We start from the raw sequence: 18,731 nt of genomic DNA on the forward strand, positions 1-18,731 counted from the left end.
CCGCCCATCCCGCGCGTGGGCCGCGACCGGCCGCTGCCCCTGTCCTTCGCGCAGCAGCGCCTCTGGTACCTCCAGCAGCTGGAGCCCGGCAGCGGCACGTACAACAACCCGTCCCTCTTCCGCCTCGTCGGGGAGCTGGACGTGGACGCGCTCCAGGCCGCGATGGACGCGCTGATTGCCCGGCATGAGGTGCTGCGCAGCACGTACACCCTGGAGGGCGACCGCGCGGTGCAGGTCATCCACCCGCCGCGCGGCCTGCCGCTCCAGCTCCGGGATGTCGCGGGCGAGACGCCCGAGGCCCGCGAAGCGGAGATGCAGCGCTTCTGCAAGGCGTACGCGCTGCTGCCCTTCGACCTGGAGCAGGGCGTGCTGCGCGCGACGCTCTTGCGCCTGGAGCCCCAGGTGCACGTGCTGGCGCTCGTCTTCCACCACGCGGTGTCCGACGCGTGGTGCAACATGGTCGTCGCGCACGACCTGACCGCGAACTACGCGGCGTTCCTCGCGGGCCAGCCGTCGCCCCTGCCGCAGCTGCCGGTGCAGTACGCGGACTACGCCGTGTGGCAGCGCGAATGGCTGGACGGCGGCGAGATGGAGGCGCAGCTCGCCTGGTGGAAGCAGCAGCTCTCCGGGGCGCCCAACCTGGAGCTGCCCACGGACCGGCCGCGTCCCGCCATCGTCTCCTTCGCGGGCGCGCGGCACCGCTTCACGCTTCCGCCGGAGGTCGTCACGCCGCTGCTCGCGCTGGGCCGCCGCAACGGCGCCACGACGTTCATGGTGATGATGGCGCTCTTCCAGACGGTGCTGTCGCGCTACTCGGGCCAGGAGGACTTCGTCGTGGGCACGCCCATCGCGGGCCGCACGCGTCCGGAGGTCGAGTGGCTGATGGGCTGCTTCATCAACACCCTGCCCTTCCGCTCGAAGCTGTCCGGCCTGCCGTCCTTCGTGGAGTTGCTGGGCCGCGTGCGCGCCCAGGCCCTGGAGGCCTACGCGCGCCAGGACGCCCCGTTCGAGCGCGTGCTGGACGTGCTCCAGTTGCCGCGCGACCTCAGTCGCACGCCGCTGTTCCAGGCGAGCATCAACGTGGTCAACACGCCGGAGGCCAAGGCGCGCCCCGCCGGGCTGGAGCTGAGCGGCGTGGACGTGCCGTCCGACACGTCCAAGTTCGACGTGGGCCTGGAGGTGATGGAGGGCCGCGACGGCTTCACCTGCCGCCTGGAGTACTCCACCGCCCTGTTCGACGCGGCCACCATGGAGCGCATGGCGGAGCACCTGGTGGGCCTGGCGCGCGCCATCGTCGCCAGCCCCCAGACACCCGTCGCCCTGCTGCCGCTCCTGGGTGAAGCCGAGCGGCAGCAGGTCCTGGGCGCCTGGAACGACACGTTCCGCGACTACCCGCACGACGCCTGCATCCAGGACCTCTTCGCCCGTCAGGCCGCGCTGCGCCCGGACGCGGTGGCGCTGGAGTTCGGCGACGAGCGCCTGACGTACGCGCAGCTGGACGCGCGCACGAACCAGTGGGCGCACCTGCTGCGCGAGCACGGCGTGGGCCCGGACGTGCTGGTGGCGGTCTGCATGGACCGCTCCGTGGAGCTCATCGTCTCCCTGCTGGCCATCCTCAAGGCGGGCGGCGCCTACCTGCCGCTGGATGCGTCGTACCCGGCGTCGCGGCTGACGGCGATGCTGGAGGACGCGCCCGCGAAGCTGCTCATCACCACGCGCGCGACGCGTGCGGCGCTGCCCTTGCCGGAAGCACTGCCGTCCCTCTTCGTGGAGGAGGCGCCCGTGACGGGCCTGCCCACGACGCCCGTCGTCGCGGGGACGCACTCGCGCCACCTGGCCTACGTGGACTTCACGTCCGGCAGCACCGGGCGCCCCAAGGGCGTCGCGGTGGAGCACCGCTCCGTGATGCGCCTCTTGCATCACCCGACGTACGGGAACCTGGGGCCGGAAGAGACGTTCCTGCTCGTCGCGCCCATCTCCTTCGACCCGACCACGCTGGAGATCTGGGGCCCGCTGGCCCACGGCGGCAAGCTGGCCGTGTTCCCGCCCACGTCGCCGTCGGACGTGGACCTGCTGGCCCAGGTCATCCAGCGCCACGGCGTCACCACGCTGCTGCTCACGTCGGGCCTCTTCACGCAGGTGGTGGACGTGAAGCTGGAGGCCCTGCGCGGCGTGCGGCGGGTGCTGGTGGGAGGCGACGTCGTGTCTCCCACGCACGTGCGCCGGGTGCTGGAGTCGGACCTGGGCACCGCCGTCGTCGCCTGCTACGGCCCGACGGAGTCGACCCTCTTCGCCTCCGTGTACCCCGTGCCGGACGCGGCGTCGGTGAGGGGCACGATGCCCATTGGGCGCCCCGTCGCCCAGACGCAGCTCTACGTGCTGGACAGGCATGGGCAGCCGGTGCCCGCGGGCGTCCCCGGCGAGCTGTACGTCGGCGGTGACGGCCTCGCCCGAGGCTACATCTCCCGGCCGGACCTCACCGCGGAGCGCTTCGTCCCGCACCCCTTCGCCTCCCGGCCGGGTGAGCGCCTGTACCGCACGGGCGACCTCGCGCGGTGGCGGCGCGATGGCGTGATGGACTTCCTGGGCCGCGCCGACAACCAGGTGAAGGTGCGCGGCTTCCGCATCGAGCTGTCGGAGGTGGAGGCCGCGCTGCGCGCCCACCCGGACGTGCGCGAGGCCGTGGTCGTGGTGCGCGAGGACGCGCCCGGCGACAAGCGGCTGGTCGCCTACCTCGTCCCGCACGGCACCGATCCTGGCCCGGGCGCGCTGCGCGACTTCCTGCGCCAGCGGCTGCCGGAGTACATGCTGCCGTCCGCGTTCGTCGCGCTGGCGGCGATGCCGCTGACGTCGAACGCGAAGGTGGACCGCAAGGCCCTGCCCGCTCCCGGAGGCCAGCGCGCGTCCCGCAAGGAGTACGCCGCGCCGCGCACGCGGCTGGAGCGGACGCTGGCGGAGGTGCTGGGCCAGGTGCTGCGCGTGGAGCGCGTGGGCCTGGACGACAACTTCTTCGAGCTGGGCGGCGACTCCATCATCAGCCTCCAGGTCGTCGCGAAGGCGCGGCAGGCCGGCGTGCAGCTGCTGGTGAAGGACCTCTTCCAGCACCCCACCCTGGGCGCGCTGGCGGCCGTGGCCCGCGAGAGCGCGACCAGCCTCGCGGAGCAGGGCCCGGTGGTGGGTGACGTGCCGCTCACCGCCATCCAGGCGGACTTCCTGGAGCGCGAGCCGACGTACGCGCACCACTTCAACCACGCACTGCTCCTGCGGGCGCGCCAGCCGTTGGTGCCGGCGCACCTGGAGCAGGCCCTCCAGGCGCTCGCCGTCCACCACGACGCCCTGCGCCTGAACTACGTCCGGAGCACGGACGGCGCGTGGCGCCAGCGCGACGCCAGCCCCAACGAGGCCCCGCTCACGCTGCGCCAGGTGGACCTCTCCGCGCTGCCGCCCGAGGCGCGCCTGGCCGCGATGGAGCAGGAGGCCACGCGCACCCAGGCGACCTTCGACCTGGCCTCGCCGCCGCTCGTGCGTCCCGTGCTCTTCCACTTCGGGCCGGGCCAGGAGCAGCGCCTGCTGCTCGTCATCCACCACCTGGTGGTGGACACCGTGTCGTGGCGGATCCTCATGGAGGACCTGGAGACGGTCTACCGCCAGGTCCAGTCCGGTCAGGTCCCCACGCTGCCGGCGAAGACGACGTCCTTCCTGTCCTGGGCCCGCCGGCTGGAGACGCACGCCCTGTCGGACGTGCTGGGGTCCGAGCTGGCCTTCTGGCGGGAGTCGGCGCGCGGCGACGTGGCCCCGCTGCCCACGGACGGTCCGGGCCCGCACACCTACGCCTCGCACCGCGCGGTGGTCGCGGAGCTGGACGCGGAGGAGACGCGGCTGCTGCTCCAGGAGACGCCCGTCGCGTGGCGCGCGCGCATTGACGACGTGCTGCTGACGGCGCTCGCGATGGCGATCAGCGAGTGGACGGGGAAGCCGGACGTCCTCATCGACCTGGAGGGCCACGGCCGCGAGGAGCTGTTCGCGGACGCGGATGTGTCCCGCACCGTGGGCTGGTTCACGTCCCTCACGCCGGCCCTGCTGCGGCTGCCGGCGCAGGGCACGCTGGGGGACCGGCTGCGCGCCGTGCGCGACACGCTGGGCGCGTGGCCGAACAAGGGCATCGGCTTCGGGCTCTTGCGCCACCTGGGACCGCCAGAGGCACGGGCCGCGCTGGCCTCGCTGCCGCGGGCGCAGGTGTCCTTCAACTACCTGGGGCAGCTGGACGGCGCGACCGGCGCGAGCACCCTCTTCGCCTTGAGTGACGAAGGCGTGGGGCCGAACGTGGCGCCCCAGGCGGTGCACCCGCATGCGCTGACGGTGGAGGGCGCGGTGTCCGGCGGACAGCTGCGCCTGAACTTCGGCTACAGCCCCCTGCTGCACCACGAGGAGACCGTGCGGAAGGTGTCGCAGCGCTTCCTGTCCGCGCTGCGTGAGCTCATCACCCTGCGCCACTCCGAGGACTCACGCATGCGGACGCCGAGCGACTTCCCGCTGGCGCGCCTCACCCAGGCCTCGCTGGACGCGGTGCTGGCGGCGCAGGGGCCCACGGTGGAGGACCTCTTCCCGCTCTCCGCGCTGCAGGAGGGCATGCTCTTCCACGCCCTCCAGGACCCGCACGCGGGCTACTACTTCGAGCACACCGCGTGGTCCATCCACTCGGATGTGGACATCTCCCTGTTCCAGCGGACGTGGCAGACGGCGGTGGACCGCAACCCCATCCTGCGCACCGCCTTCGTGTCCAGGGACCTGGAGTCGCCGCTCCAGGTGGTGCACTCGCACGTGGCGCTGCCCTTCGAGGTCCATGACTGGCGCCACCTGCCGGAGGACGCGCGCAAGGCCGGGCTGGAGCGGCTCATCGTCGTGGACCGCGCACGCGGCTTCGACGTGACGCGCGCGCCGCTCAGCCGGATGACCGCGGTGCGGCTGGCGGACGCGCAGTGGCGCTTCATCTGGAGCCACCACCACCTGCTGTTCGACGGTTGGAGCCTGGGCCTGTTCTTCCAGGAGGTCTTCGCCATCTACGACGCCCTGCGCGCCGGGACGCCGCTGCCTCCCGCCGGCCGGCCGCCGTACCGCGACTACATCGCGTGGCTGGGACAGCGCGACGTCGTCGAGGACGAGCGCTTCTGGCGTAACCAGCTCCAGGGCCTGTCGGTGCCCACGCCCGTGCCCGCCATGCGTCCCGTGCCCACGGTCGCCTCGGGCACCGTGGTGAACCAGCCCATCCTCGGGGTGACGATTCCGGAGGCGCGCACCGCGGCGCTGGAGGCGTTCACCCGGCGGCATCAGCTCACGCTCAACACCCTGGCGCAGGCGGCCTGGGCGCTGGTGCTGGCGCGCCACGCCGACACGCGCGACGTCCTCTTCGGCACCACGCTGGCGGGACGCCCGCCGGAGCTCGCCGGTTCGGAGGCCATGCTGGGCCTGCTCATCACCACGCTGCCGGTCCGCATCGCGCTGCCTGACGACGCCGCGCCCGTGCTGCCCTGGCTCCAGTCCATCCAGGCGAAGCTGCTGGGCATCCAGCAGCACCAGCACACGCCGCTCGTCACCGCGCACGGGTGGAGCGACATCCCCCGGGGCCTGCACCTGTTCCAGTCGCTGCTCGTCTTCGAGAACTTCCCCTTCGACGAATCGCTGTTGCGCCGCTCCACCGCGTTGGACCTGCGCGACCTGCAGATGGGCGAGAGCATCAACTACCCGCTGGCGGCCACGGTGCTCCCGGGCCGCGAGCTCCAGATGCACCTGGCCTACGACGAGAACCGCCTCGCCGCGGAGTCCGTGCAGCGCGTGCTGGGCCAGTGGCAGCACGCGATGGAAGCCCTCATCCAGCCCGAGGCCCGGCTGGCCGACGTGTCCCTCCTCCCGGCCGAGGACCGCGCGTGGCTGCTGCGCACCGGCACCGGTGACGCCGTGGACTTCGAGCGCGAGGCCACCGTGCACGCGCGCTTCGAACGGGAGGCCGCCGCGACGCCAGACGCGGACGCGGTGGTGTTCGGGGAGACGACGCTCAGCTACCGGCAGCTCGACGCACGGGCCAACCAGCTCGCGTGGCACCTGCGCTCCATGGGGGTGGGCCCGGAGGTCACGGTGGGCCTGTGCCTGGAGCGCTCGGCGGAGGCCATCGTCGCGCTGCTGGCGGTGCTCAAGGCCGGCGGCGCCTTCGTGCCGTTGGATCCTTCCGCGCCCTCCGCGCGCAAGTCGTTCCTGCTCAAGGACTGCGGCGCGTCCGTGCTCGTGACGACGCGGGCCCTGGAAGAGGCGTGGCGCCCGGACGTACCCCACGTGGTGCGGCTGGACGACGAAGGGGTCCGACAGTCGGACCGGATGGAGGGTCCGCCCGCGTCGGCCGGGGCGGGCAACCTCGCCTACGTCATCTACACCTCCGGCTCCACCGGCACGCCCAAGGGCGTGATGGTGCAGCACCGCTCCGTGCTCAACCTGCACCGTGCGTTGACGCGGAGCATCTACGCGGGGCTGCCGCGCGGCCAGCGCATCACGGTGAACGCGCCGCTGTACTTCGACGCGTCCATCGAACAGGTGCTCCAGCTGCTGGACGGCCACTGCCTGTGCATCGTCCCGGAGGACGTGCGCCTGGAGCCGGAGGCCATGCTCGCGTGGCTGGAGCGTCAGCGCATCGACGCGCTGGACTGCACGCCGTCGCAGCTCAAGCTCCTGCTGTCCGCCGGACTGCTGGAGCGCGCCCACGTCCCCGCCCTGCTCTCCGTGGGCGGCGAGGCCGTGGATGAAGTCACCTGGCGGCAGCTCGCCGCGACGAAGCGCACGCGCGCCTTCAACGGCTACGGCCCCACGGAAGTGACCGTGGACGCGACGACCTGGGCCATCCAGGACGCCCCGCAGCCGGAGCCCGTCATCGGGCGGCCGGTGGACAACCTGCGCGCCTACGTGCTCGACGCGCGGCTGGACCTGGCGCCCATCGGCACGCCGGGCGAGCTGTGCTTCTCCGGCGAAGGCGTCACGCGCGGCTACCTGGGCCAGCCCGCCCTCACAGCTGAGCGCTTCCTGCCGGATCCGTTCAGCGACGTGCCCGGCGCGCGCCTCTACCGCACGGGCGACAAGGCCCGCTGGCGTGAGGACGGCACGCTGGAGTTCATGGGCCGCCTGGACTTCCAGGTGAAGCTGCGTGGCTTCCGCATCGAGCTGGGGGAGATCGAGGCCACGCTGCGCGCGCATCCCGGCATCCGGGACGCGGTGGCGCAGGTCCACGGCGACCGGCTCATCGCGTACGTCGCTCCCAAGGTGGACACGTCACCCCTGGCCGAGCACCTGCGCCGCCACCTGCCGGAGTACATGGTGCCCGCCGCGTTCATCGCGCTGGACGCCCTGCCCCTGACGCCCAACGGCAAGGTGGACCGCAAGGCGCTGCCCACGCCGGACGCCGCGCCGGTCACCGAGCGCGTCATCGAACCGCCCGCGACGCCCACGGAAGCGGCGCTCGTCCCCCTGTGGGCCGAGGTGCTGCGCGTCCCCGCCGTGGGACGTCACGACGGCTTCTTCGAGCTGGGTGGGCACTCGCTGCTGGCCACGCAGCTGGTGTCGCGCCTGCGCACGCACTTCGGCGTGGAACTGCCCCTGCGCGCGCTGCTGGAGGGCCCCACCGTCGCGGCGCTGGCCGAGCGCATCGACGCGCTCCGGAAGTCCCAGCCGCAGGTCCCTGAAGCCGCCACGTCCGCCCTGCCCGCGTTGGTCCGCGCGGAGCGGCCCGAAGTGCTGCCCCTGTCGTTCGCGCAGCACCGGCTGTGGTTCATCGAGCAGCTGGGCACGGCGGGAAACGCCTACAGCCTCCCGAGCCTGCTGGAGCTGGACGGCACGCTGGACATCATCGTGATGCTGGCCGCGTTCGACGAGCTGGTGCGCCGCCACGAAGCGCTCCGCACCACGTTCCGCTCGCACGAGGGCACGCCGTCGCAGGTCATCCACCCGCCCTTCCCCATGCCGCTGCGCAACGTGGACCTGTCCGCGCTGCCGACGGCGGAGGAGCGCGAGGCGGAGGCGTCGCGGCTGGTGCTGGAGGAGACGCGCACCCCGTTCGACCTGGAGCAGGGCCCGCTGTTCCGCGGGCTCCTCCTGAAGCTGGGGCCCACGAAGCACCTGCTGCTGCTCAACACGCACCACATCATCTCCGACGGCTGGTCCACGGGCGTGCTGGTGCGGGAGATGGGCGCGCTCTACGCGGCGTTCGCGGCGGAGCAGCCCTCGCCGCTGCCGGAGCTGCCGGTGCAGGCCGCCGACCACGCCCTGTGGCAGCGCAACTGGCTCCAGGGTGACGTGCTGGAGTCGCAGGTGGCGTACTGGCGCGGGAAGCTGGAAGGCGCCGCGCCGTACCTGGAGCTGTCCACGGACCACCCGCGTCCGGCGCGCCAGTCCTTCCGCGCGGGCGTGCAGCCCATGACATTGCCGCTCGAGCTGAGCGACGCGCTGGAGTCCCTGGCGAAGCAGACGGCCTCCACGCCCTTCATGGTGCTGCTCGCGGCCTTCCAGCTGCTGCTGCACCGGTACGCGGGCCAGGAGGACGTGCTCGTGGGCTCGCCCATCGCGGGCCGCCGTCACGCGGAGGCCGAGGACCTCATCGGCTACTTCGCGAACACGGTGGTGCTGCGCACGCGGGTCCGCGACACGCTCCGCTTCCGCGAGCTCTTGGACGAAGTCCGCGCCACCACGCTGGGCGCGTACGAGCACCAGGACCTGCCGTTCGAGAAGCTGGTGGAGGTGCTCCACCCGGAGCGCGACCTGGGCCGCACGCCGCTGTTCCAGGTGACCTTCACGCTCCAGAACTCGCCCATGCCGGAGCTGTCCCTGCCCGGCCTGACGCTGCGCCCCCGGGAGGCCAACCCGGAGGCCATCCTCTTCGACCTCCAGCTCATCCTGATGCGGACGCCGGACGGCTTCGACGGCGCGCTCGTCTTCAACCAGGACCTGTTCGAGCCGGCCACCGCGGCCGGCATGGTGGAGCAGCTGCGCGTGCTGCTGGAGGCCACCGTCCGCGCGCCGGACACGCGGCTGTCGCAGCTGCCGTGGCTCACGGAGGCGGAGCGTCAGCGACTGCTCGTCGGGTGGAACGACACCGCCCGGACCTACCCGCGCGACGCGTCCGTGGCCGCCCTCTTCGCGGAACAGGCCGCTCGCACGCCGGACGCCATCGCGCTGAAGGCCGGCGCGGAGACGCTCACGTACGCGGCGCTGGACCGGGCGTCGAACCAGCTCGCGCACCACCTGCGGCACCAGGGTGTCCGGCCCGGCCACCGGGTGGGCGTGTGCCTGGATCGCTCGTTCGAACTCGTCACCGGCCTGCTGGGCATCCTCAAGGCCGGCGCGGCGTACGTGCCGGTGGACGTGAAGGCTCCCGCGGAGCGCATCACCTGGATGCTCCAGGCGGCCAGCGTCAGCGTGCTCGTCACGCAGGAGGCCCTGGCGGACGAGCTGCCCCAGGTGACGGACCTCCAGGTCCTGCTGGACGCGGACGCTGCGCGGATTGCACGGCAGCCGGAGACGTCGCTGGACCTGACGGTGCCCGCGGATGCGCTGGCCTACGTGATGTTCACGTCGGGCAGCACCGGCCGGCCCAAGGGCGTCAGCGTGCCGCACCGGGGCATCACCCGCCTGGTGCGCGGCGCGGACTTCATCCACTTCGGTCCCGAGGAAGTGTTCCTCCAGCTGGCGCCCGTCGCGTTCGACGCGTCCACGCTGGAGCTCTGGGGCGCGCTCCTGAACGGCGCGACGCTGGTGCTCGCGCCGCCCAAGGCGCTGTCGCTGGAGGAGACGGGCGCGCTGCTGCGGCGCGAGGGCATCACCACGCTGTGGCTCACCGCCGCCCTCTTCGAGCAGATGGTGCTCCATCAGGGCGACGCGCTGGCCCGCGTGAAGCAGGTGCTCGCGGGCGGCGACGTGCTGCCCGTGGAGCGCGTGCGCGAACACCTGAAGCGGCTGCCCCCGGGCGCGGTGCTGGTCAACGGCTACGGCCCCACGGAGAACACCACGTTCTCCGCCACGCACACGCTGCGCGCCGGTGACGCCGTGGGCCGCTCGGTGCCCATCGGCCGGCCGCTGACGAACTCCACGGTATGGGTGCTGGACGCGGCGCTCCAGCCCGTGCCGCCGGGCGTGCCGGGCACGCTGCACGTCGGCGGAGACGGCCTGGCCTGGGGCTACCTCCAGCGCCCGGACCTGACCGCTGAACGCTTCATCCCCCACCCCTTCGCCACCCAGCCCGGAGCGCGCCTCTACGACACCGGCGACCGCGTGCGCTGGCGGCGCGACGGGACGCTGGAGTTCCTGGGCCGCACCGACTTCCAGGTCAAGCTGCGCGGCTTCCGCGTGGAGCCCGGCGAGATTGAAGCCGTGCTGCGCCAGGCCCCGGAGGTCGAGGAGGCGGTGGTCGTGGTGCGCGAGGACGTGCCGGGCGACCGGCGCCTCGTGGCCTACGTCGTGTCCGGCGAGGACGACGGCGTGGACACGGGCGCGCTGCGGGCCTCCGTGCAGAAGCAGCTGCCGGACTACATGGTGCCGTCGACCATCGTCGTCCTGCCGAAGCTGCCGCTGAGCCCCAACGGCAAGGTGGACCGAAAGGCCCTGCCCGCGCCGCAGGCCCGCACCGCGGAGCCGGGGGCCGCCACGCCCCGGAGCGACCTGGAGAAGACGCTCGCGGACATCTGGGCGGAGGTGCTGCACCTGGAGACCGTGGACATTCACGGCGACTTCTTCGAGCTGGGCGGGCACTCGCTGCTGGCCACGCAGGTGGTGTCGCGCATCCGCTCGACGCTGGGCGTGGAGCTGCCGCTGGGCGAGCTGTTCCGTGCGCCCACGGTGGCGTCGCTGGCCGAGCGGCTGGTGAACGCGCGCCGCACCCAGGCGCCGCCGCTGGTCCGCGCGGAGCGGAAGGACGCGCCGCCGCTGTCGTTCGCGCAGCAGCGGCTGTGGTTCATCGACCAGCTGGAGCCGGGCAGCCCGCTCTACAACATGCCGCTGGCGCTGAGCCTCACCGGCGACCTGGACGTGGACGCGCTGCGCGCCAGCCTGGACGCGCTGATGGCGCGGCATGAGTCCCTGCGCACGACGTTCCGCATGGAGGCGGGCAAGCCGGTGCAGGACATCCACGCCGAGGCCCACGTCCCCCTGGAGCTCGTGGACCTGACGGGCCTGGGCAGCCGCGCCGCGAAGCAGGCCGAGGCCCAGCGCCTGGGCTACGCGGAGACGCTGCGCCCGTTCGACCTGAAGCGCGGGCCGGTCATCCGCGCCCTGCTGCTGAAGCTGGATGCGCGCGAGCACCTGCTCGTGCTGCACCTGCACCACATCGTGTCCGACGGCTGGTCGCTGGGCATCCTCGTGCGGGAGGTCACAGCGCTCTACGAGGCCCGGCGCGCCGGGCGGCCCCCTGTCCTGCCGGAGCTGCCGGTGCAGTACGCGGACTTCGCCGTCTGGCAGCGAGGCTGGCTCCAGGGCGGCGTGCTGCAAGCACAGGTGGAGTGGTGGAAGCATCAGCTCTCCGGTGCGTCCTTCGTGCTGGACGTGCCCACCGACAGGCCGAGGACCGCCACCGCTTCGCAGCGAGGCGGACTGACCCGGGTGACGCTGCCGCGCGCCCTGAGCGAGCGCGTGGATGCGCTGGCGCAGGCGGAAGGCGCCACGCCGTTCATGGCGCTGCTGGCGGCGTTCCAGGCCGTGCTGTCGCGCGTGTCCGGACAGGACGACGTGTTGGTGGGCTCGCCCATCGCGAACCGCCGGCACGCGGAGACGGAGGGCCTCATCGGCTTCTTCGTGAACATGCTGGTGCTGCGCGGCCGCATCGGCGCACGGACGACGTTCCGTGAGCTGCTGGCCCAGGTGCGCGCCACCACGCTGGGCGCGTACGAGCACCAGGACATCCCCTTCGAGCACCTGGTGGAAGCGCTCCAGCCCGAGCGCGACCTGGGCCGCACGCCGCTGTTCCAGGCGATGTTCGCGCTCCAGAACGCGCCGGTGTCGGAGCTGGCGGTGCCCGGCCTGTCCGTGGCCCCGGCCCACTTCGAGGGCGAGACGCTGTCCCAATTCGAGCTGGCGCTGGACCTGCACCGGACCGGCGACGGCTACGAGGGCGCCTTCCGCTTCGCCGCGGACCTCTTCGACGCGAACACCATCGAGCGGTTCGTCGCCCACCTGCGCCGGCTGCTGGAGGCCGTGTGCGACGCCCCGGACCTGCCGCTGGCGGACGTGTCGCTCGTCTCGCCGGAGGAGCTGGTGCGGCTGGTGCGCACGGGCAGCGGCGAGTTCGTGGACTTCGAGCGCGACGCCACGCTGCACGGGCTCATCGAGCGCCAGGTGGCGCGCACCCCGGACGCGCCGGCCGTCGTGTTCGGAGACACGGCGCTGACGTACCGGCAGCTGGACACGCGGGCCAACCAGCTCGCGTGGCGGCTGCGCTCCATGGGGGTGGGCCCGGAGGTACGGGTCGCCCTGTGCCTGGAGCGCTCGGTGGAGGCCCTCATCGCGCTGCTCGCGGTGCTCAAGGCCGGCGGCGCCTTCGTGCCGTTGGATCCGGGAGCCCCCTCCGCGCGCAAGGACTTCGTGCTGCGCGACAGCGGCGCGGCCGTGCTCATCACGACGGAAGCCGCGTGCGGCGACTGGAGCCCCTACGGCGCCCAGGAGCTGTGGCTGGACGTGGAGCAGGCCGGCCTGGGGGCCCTCTCGCATGAGCCCCTGCCCAAGCTGACGGGCCCGGAGCACCTGGCCTACGTCCTCTACACGTCCGGCTCCACGGGCACGCCCAAGGGCGTGATGGCGCAGCACCGCTCCGTGCTCAACCTGCACCGGGCCATGGGCCGCGCGCTCTACGCGGGCCAGCCCCGGGGCCAGCGCGTCACCGTCAACGCGCCGCTGTACTTCGACGCGGTGATGGAGCGCGTGGTCCAGCTCATCGACGGTCACTGCCTCCACATCGTCCCGGACGCGCTGCGCCTGGAGCCGGAGGCGATGCTCGCGTGGCTGGAAGAGCAGCGCATCGACTCGCTGGACTGCACGCCCGCGCAGCTCAAGCCGCTGCTGGCGGCCGGGCTGCTGGAGCGCGCCTGGGTGCCGCCCCTCATCGTGCTGGGCGGCGACGCGCTGGATTCCGAATCGTGGCGGAAGCTGGCCGCGACGGACCGCACGCGCGCCTTCAACGCGTACGGCCCCACGGAGTGCACCGTCGGCACGACGGCCGCGCCCATCCAGGGCAGCCCGAAGATGGAGCCCGTCATCGGCAGGCCGCTGGCGAACCTGAACGCGTACGTGCTCGACGCGCGGCAGCGCCTGGTGCCCTTCGGCACGCCGGGCGAGCTGTGCTTCTCCGGCGAAGGCATCACGCGCGGCTACCTGGGCCGTCCGGACCTGACGGCCGAGCGCTTCCTGCCGGATCCGTTCAGCGCGGAGCCCGGCGCGCGCCTCTACCGCACGGGTGACAAGGCCCGCTGGCGGCCGGACGGCACGCTGGAGTTCATGGGCCGCCTGGACTTCCAGGTGAAGCTGCGCGGCTACCGCATCGAGCTGGGCGAAATCGAAGCCACGCTGCGCACGCACGCCGCCGTCCACGACGCGGTGGCGCTGGTGCGCGAGGACGTCCCGGGCGACGCGCGGCTCGTGGGCTACGTGGTGACGGACGCCGACACGGAGTCGCTGCGCGAGCACCTGCGCCGGCACCTGCCGGAGTACATGGTGCCGTCGGCCCTCGTCACCCTGCCCGCCCTGCCGCTCACGCCCAACGGCAAGGTGGACCGCAAGGCCCTGCCCTCGCCGGAGGCGCAGCTGCGCGCCGCGCGCTCGTACGAGGCTCCGGCGACGCCCGCGGAGGTGGCGCTGGCCTCGCTGTGGGAGGAGCTGTTGAACGTCCCCGTCGTGGGGCGCAACGACCACTTCTTCGAGCTGGGCGGCCACTCGCTGCTGGCCACGCAGCTGGTCTCCCGCATCCGCGCCCGCTTCGGCGTGGACGTGGGCGTCCGCGCGCTGTTCGAGTCCCCCACCGTGGCGGCGCTCGCCCAGCGGCTGCCGGACGCACCGGAGGCCAGCGCCCTGCCGCCGCTGCGGCCCGCCGCGACCCCCGGGCCGCACCCGCTGTCCTTCGCGCAGCAGCGGCTGTGGTTCATCGATCAGCTGGACCCGGGCAGCTCGCTCTACAACATGCCCACCGCGCTGCGCCTCACCGGCGCGGTGGACGTGCCCGCGCTCCAGCAGGCCTTCGACGCCCTGGTGCAGCGCCACGAAGCGCTGCGCACCACGTTCGAGTCCCACGACGGCGAGCCCCGCCAGCACGTGCACCCCGCCCCCACCGGAGTCCTGTCGGTGGTGGACCTGTCAGCGCTCCCCGACGACGCACGCGAAGCGGAGGCCGTGCGGCTCGCGACCGAGGACGCGCTGACGCCCTTCGACCTCGCCGTGGGTCCGCTCGCGCGCCTCACGCTCCTGAAGCTGGGCGAGCAGGAGCACGTGCTGCTCCTGTGCATGCACCACACCATCGGCGACGGCTGGTCCATGAGCATCCTGGTGCGCGAGGTCACCGCGCTCTACGAGGCCTTCCGCCAGGGCCAGCCCTCGCCGCTGGCTCCGCTGCCGGTGCAGTACCCGGACTTCGCCGTCTGGCAGCGCGGCTGGCTCCAGGGCGAGGTGCTGGATGCGCAGCTGGCCTGGTGGACGCAGCAGCTGGCCGGAGCCCCGCAGGCGCTGGCGCTGCCCACGGACAAGCCGCGTCCGCCGCAGCGCTCCGCGAGGGGCGCTGCTTTCCCGGTGCGCCTGTCGCAGCCCGTGAGTGAGGCCGTGGAAGCGCTGGCCCAGGCGGAGGGCGCCACGCCGTTCATGGTGTTGCTCGCGGCCTTCCAGACGCTGCTGCACCGGTACTCCGGGCAGGAGGACCTGCTCGTCGGCACGTCCATCGCGGGACGGCGCCACGCGGAGACGGAGGGCCTCATCGGCTTCTTCGTGAACACGCTGGTGCTGCGCGCGCGGTTCGACGGACGCCCGTCGTTCCGCAAGCTGCTGTCCCAGGTGCGCACCACCACGCTGGGCGCGTACGAGCACCAGGACATCCCCTTCGAGCGGCTGGTGGAGGCCGTGCAGCCCACGCGCGACCTGTCGCGCACGCCGCTCATCCAGGCCCTCTTCGTGCTCCAGAACGTGCCGGACTCCGAGGTGCGCCTGCCGGAGCTGACGCTGCGCCCGGTGGAGGTGGACCTGCCCACGACGAAGTTCGACCTGGACCTGAGCCTGGGCCGCACGGAGCGCGGCTTCGAGGGCGTCCTCTCCTACGCCACGGACCTCTTCGAGCCCGCCACCGCGCGTCGGCTGACGGAGCACTTCCTCCAGCTGCTGGAGGCCGCCGTGGCCCGTCCGGACGCGAAGGTGGACAGCCTGCCCCTGCTGACGGCGGAGGAGCGCCAGTGGGTGCTGGAGGAGTGGAGCGGTGAGACGGCCCCCTTCGAGGAGGACGTGCCCTTCCACACCCGCTTCGAGCAGCAGGTGACACGCACGCCCAAGGCGCCCGCCGTGGTGATGGGCGAAACGACGGTGTCGTTCCACCAGCTCAACGTGCGCGCGAACCAGCTGGCGCACTTCCTGCGGAACCTGGGGGTGGGCCCGGACGTGCCGGTGGCCTTCTGCCTGGAGCGCTCGCCGGAGGCCATCGTCGCCCTGCTGGGCATCCTCAAGGCGGGCGGCGCGTACGTGCCGTTGGATCCGGCGGCCCCTGAAGCGCGGCGGGCCTTCATCCTGGAGAACAGCGGCGCGGCCGTGCTGCTCACCACCCAGGCGCAGGTGGAGGCCTGGCAGCCGCCGGTGCGGCACGTGGTGCGGCTGGACGCGGACGCGCGGCGCATCGAGGCGTCCTCGCCGGGCAACCCGCGCTCGGCCGTGCGGCCGGAGCACCTGGCGTACGTCATCTACACGTCGGGCTCCACGGGCATGCCCAAGGGCGTGATGATCCAGCATCGCTCGCTGGCGCACCTGCGGCGCGCGATGAACGAGCTCTGCTTCGACCGGGCCCCCCGGCCGATGCGGGCAAGCCTCAACGCGCCGTACTTCTTCGACGCGTCGGTGCAGCAGCTGTCCCTGCTGCTGGACGGCCACTGCCTGTTCCTCGTCCCGGAGGCCGTGCGGAGGGATCCGGAGGCGATGCTCGCGTGGGTGGCGCAGCACCGCATCGACCTGCTGGACACCACGCCGTCGCAGTTCCAGCTGTTGCTGGAGGCGGGCCTGCTGGAGCGCGAGCACGTGCCGGCCCTCTGCTCCATCGGCGGCGAGGCGATGGACGAGGTGACGTGGCGCACGCTCGCGGCGACGGAGCGGACCTGGGCCTTCAACGCCTACGGTCCGACCGAGTCCACCGTGAACGCGACCATCGCCCCCATCCAGAGCAGCCCCATGCCCACGCCCGTCATCGGGCGCCCGCTGCTGAACCTGGGCGCGTACGTCCTGGATTCGAACCTGAACCCCGTGTCCGTGGGCGTCCCGGGTGAGCTGTTCATCGGGGGCGAGGGCCTGGCGCGCGGCTACCGCAACCGTCCGGACCTCACCGCGGAGCGCTTCATCCCCCACCCGTTCAGCACGGCCCCCGGGGCGCGGATGTACCGCACGGGCGACCGGGTCCGGTGGATGCAGGACGGCACGCTGGAGTACCTGGGCCGGCTGGACTTCCAGGTGAAGCTGCGCGGCTACCGCATCGAGCTGGGCGAAATCGAAACCGCGCTGCGTGCGTCCCCCGGCGTCCGCGACGCCACGGTGTTGCTGCGCGAGGACGTCGCCGGGCTCCCGCGCCTGGTGGCCTACGTGACGCCGGCGGTGGACACCGCTCCACTCCGAAGCCACCTGCAGCGCACGCTGCCGGACTACATGGTGCCGGCGGCCTACGTCGCGCTGCCGGTGCTCCCGCTGACGCCGAACGGCAAGGTGGACCGCAAGGCGCTCCCGGCGCCGGTGGACGAAGCCACGGGCACCGAAGCGCGCGTGGGCCCCAGGGACGAGCGTGAAGCGATGCTCGAGCGCCTCTGGGCCGAAGCGCTGGGCGTGGCCCAGGTGGACGTGCGCACCAGCTTCTTCGAGCTGGGCGGCCACTCGCTCCTCGCGGTGCGCCTGATGGCGGCGGTGACGCGGCAGACGGGCCGGAAGCTCCCGCTGTCGACGCTCTTCCAGGCCCCCAGCGTGGAGCGGTTCGCGGCCCTGCTGGGCGAAGTCGCGGCCGAGCCGGAGGCGCCGAAGCCCTTCACGCCGCTGGTGCCCTTCACGAAGGAAGGCACGGGCACCGGCACGCCGTTCTTCTGCGTGCACCCGGTGGGCGGCAACGTGCTGGCCTACGCGGAGCTGGCCAGGAGGCTGGGACCGGATCAGCCCTTCTACGGCATCCAGGCCCGGGGGCTGGACGGCGAGCGCGAACCGCTGGACACGGTGGAAGCCCTGGCCGCCAGCTACGTGCGCGCGGTGCGAGGGGTCCAGCCTCACGGCCCGTACCACCTGGGCGGCTGGTCCCTGGGCGGCGTCATCGCCTACGAGATGGCGCACCAGCTCCGCGAGGCGGGTGAAGCCGTGGAGCTGGTGGCGATGATCGACTCCTACGTGCCGCAGACCGTGCCGGACTCGGAGCCGAACCTGGACCGCACCCTGGCGGTGGGCCTGTTCGCGCAGGACCTGATGGGCGTGTCCCTGGCGGACCTGGACGTGGACACCGCGGAGCTGGCGACCCTGGAGCCCGAAGCGGCGCTCGCGAGGGTGCTGGAGTCCGCGGCCCGGACCGGCGCCCTGCCGCCCGGCGTGGACGCGGCGAGCTCCACGGCCTTCTTCCAGGTCTTCGAGGCCAACCTCGAAGCAGCCCGGCGCTACCACCCGCCCGCGATGGAGCAGCGCGTGCTGCGCATCCAGGCGGACGAGCTCGTGGATGACACGGGCACGGGTGACGGCGGCTGGACGGCGCTCGTGGGAGACCGGCTGGAGTCGCACCGCCTGCCGGGCACCCACTACACGCTGCTGCGCGAGCCGGGAGTGCAGGCCGTGGCGGAGCTGCTGGCGAAGGCGCTCCGCGGCTCGGGCCAGGATTGACGTGAGCGCCGCGGTCCTGGCGCCTTCGGGAACGGAGGCGCCACAGGCCGCGGAAGCGCACACCCCGCAACGAAGAACCCCGCTCCCTCCTTCGAGGGGGCGGGGTCCGTGGACCACCTCACCCGTGCGCGGCGGCTACTTGTGCGCGTTCAGGTCCGCCTCGGACGCGGGCGCCTTGTCGGCGGGAACGTCGAAGAAGGCGCTGGGGCTGGCCGGACGCGACACGCTGTTCTCCAGCGTCTCCGGCACGGGCGGCAGCGCCGCCGGCGTCACCTGCGCCTTGGCGGCGGCCTCGGCCGCGAGCTTCGCGTTCTTGCGGTGGCGGTACAGGAAGTAGCCCACCGCCAGCACCGCCAGCGTGCCCATCACCACCACCTGGCCGTCCTTGAGCTTGCGGATGACCATGTCCAGCTCGCCACCGAAGTGGAACCCGAGCCACACGAACACCGGCGCGGACAGCAGCGCCGCCAGCCCGTCCCACAGGATGAAGCGCCAGTAGGGCATGTGGACGGAGCCCGCGGTGAAGTACGTCACCGCGCGCACGCCCGGCATGAAGCGGGCAATCATCACGATCTTCTGGCCGTGCGTGATGAAGAGCGACTCCACCTTCGCCCGCTTCTCCGGCGTGACGATCTTCGAGA

The 18,731-nt window shown here is 72.8% G+C and carries 2 protein-coding genes; one reads left to right on the plus strand and one right to left on the minus strand.

Going from position 1 to position 18,731, the window contains the following annotated elements; translation table 11 throughout:
- On the plus strand, positions 1-18,090 hold an 18,090-nt coding region (locus D7W79_RS21395), incomplete at its 5' end, for a non-ribosomal peptide synthase/polyketide synthase (protein ID WP_147441999.1).
- A gap of 135 nt (positions 18,091-18,225) precedes the next feature.
- Here the strand turns inward: D7W79_RS21395 and D7W79_RS21400 are convergent.
- Positions 18,226-18,731: DedA family protein (locus D7W79_RS21400; protein ID WP_147442000.1), on the minus strand; the 506-nt coding region annotated here is incomplete at its 5' end.

The organism is Corallococcus exercitus (assembly GCF_003611585.1).
GTDB classification, from domain to species: domain Bacteria; phylum Myxococcota; class Myxococcia; order Myxococcales; family Myxococcaceae; genus Corallococcus; species Corallococcus exercitus.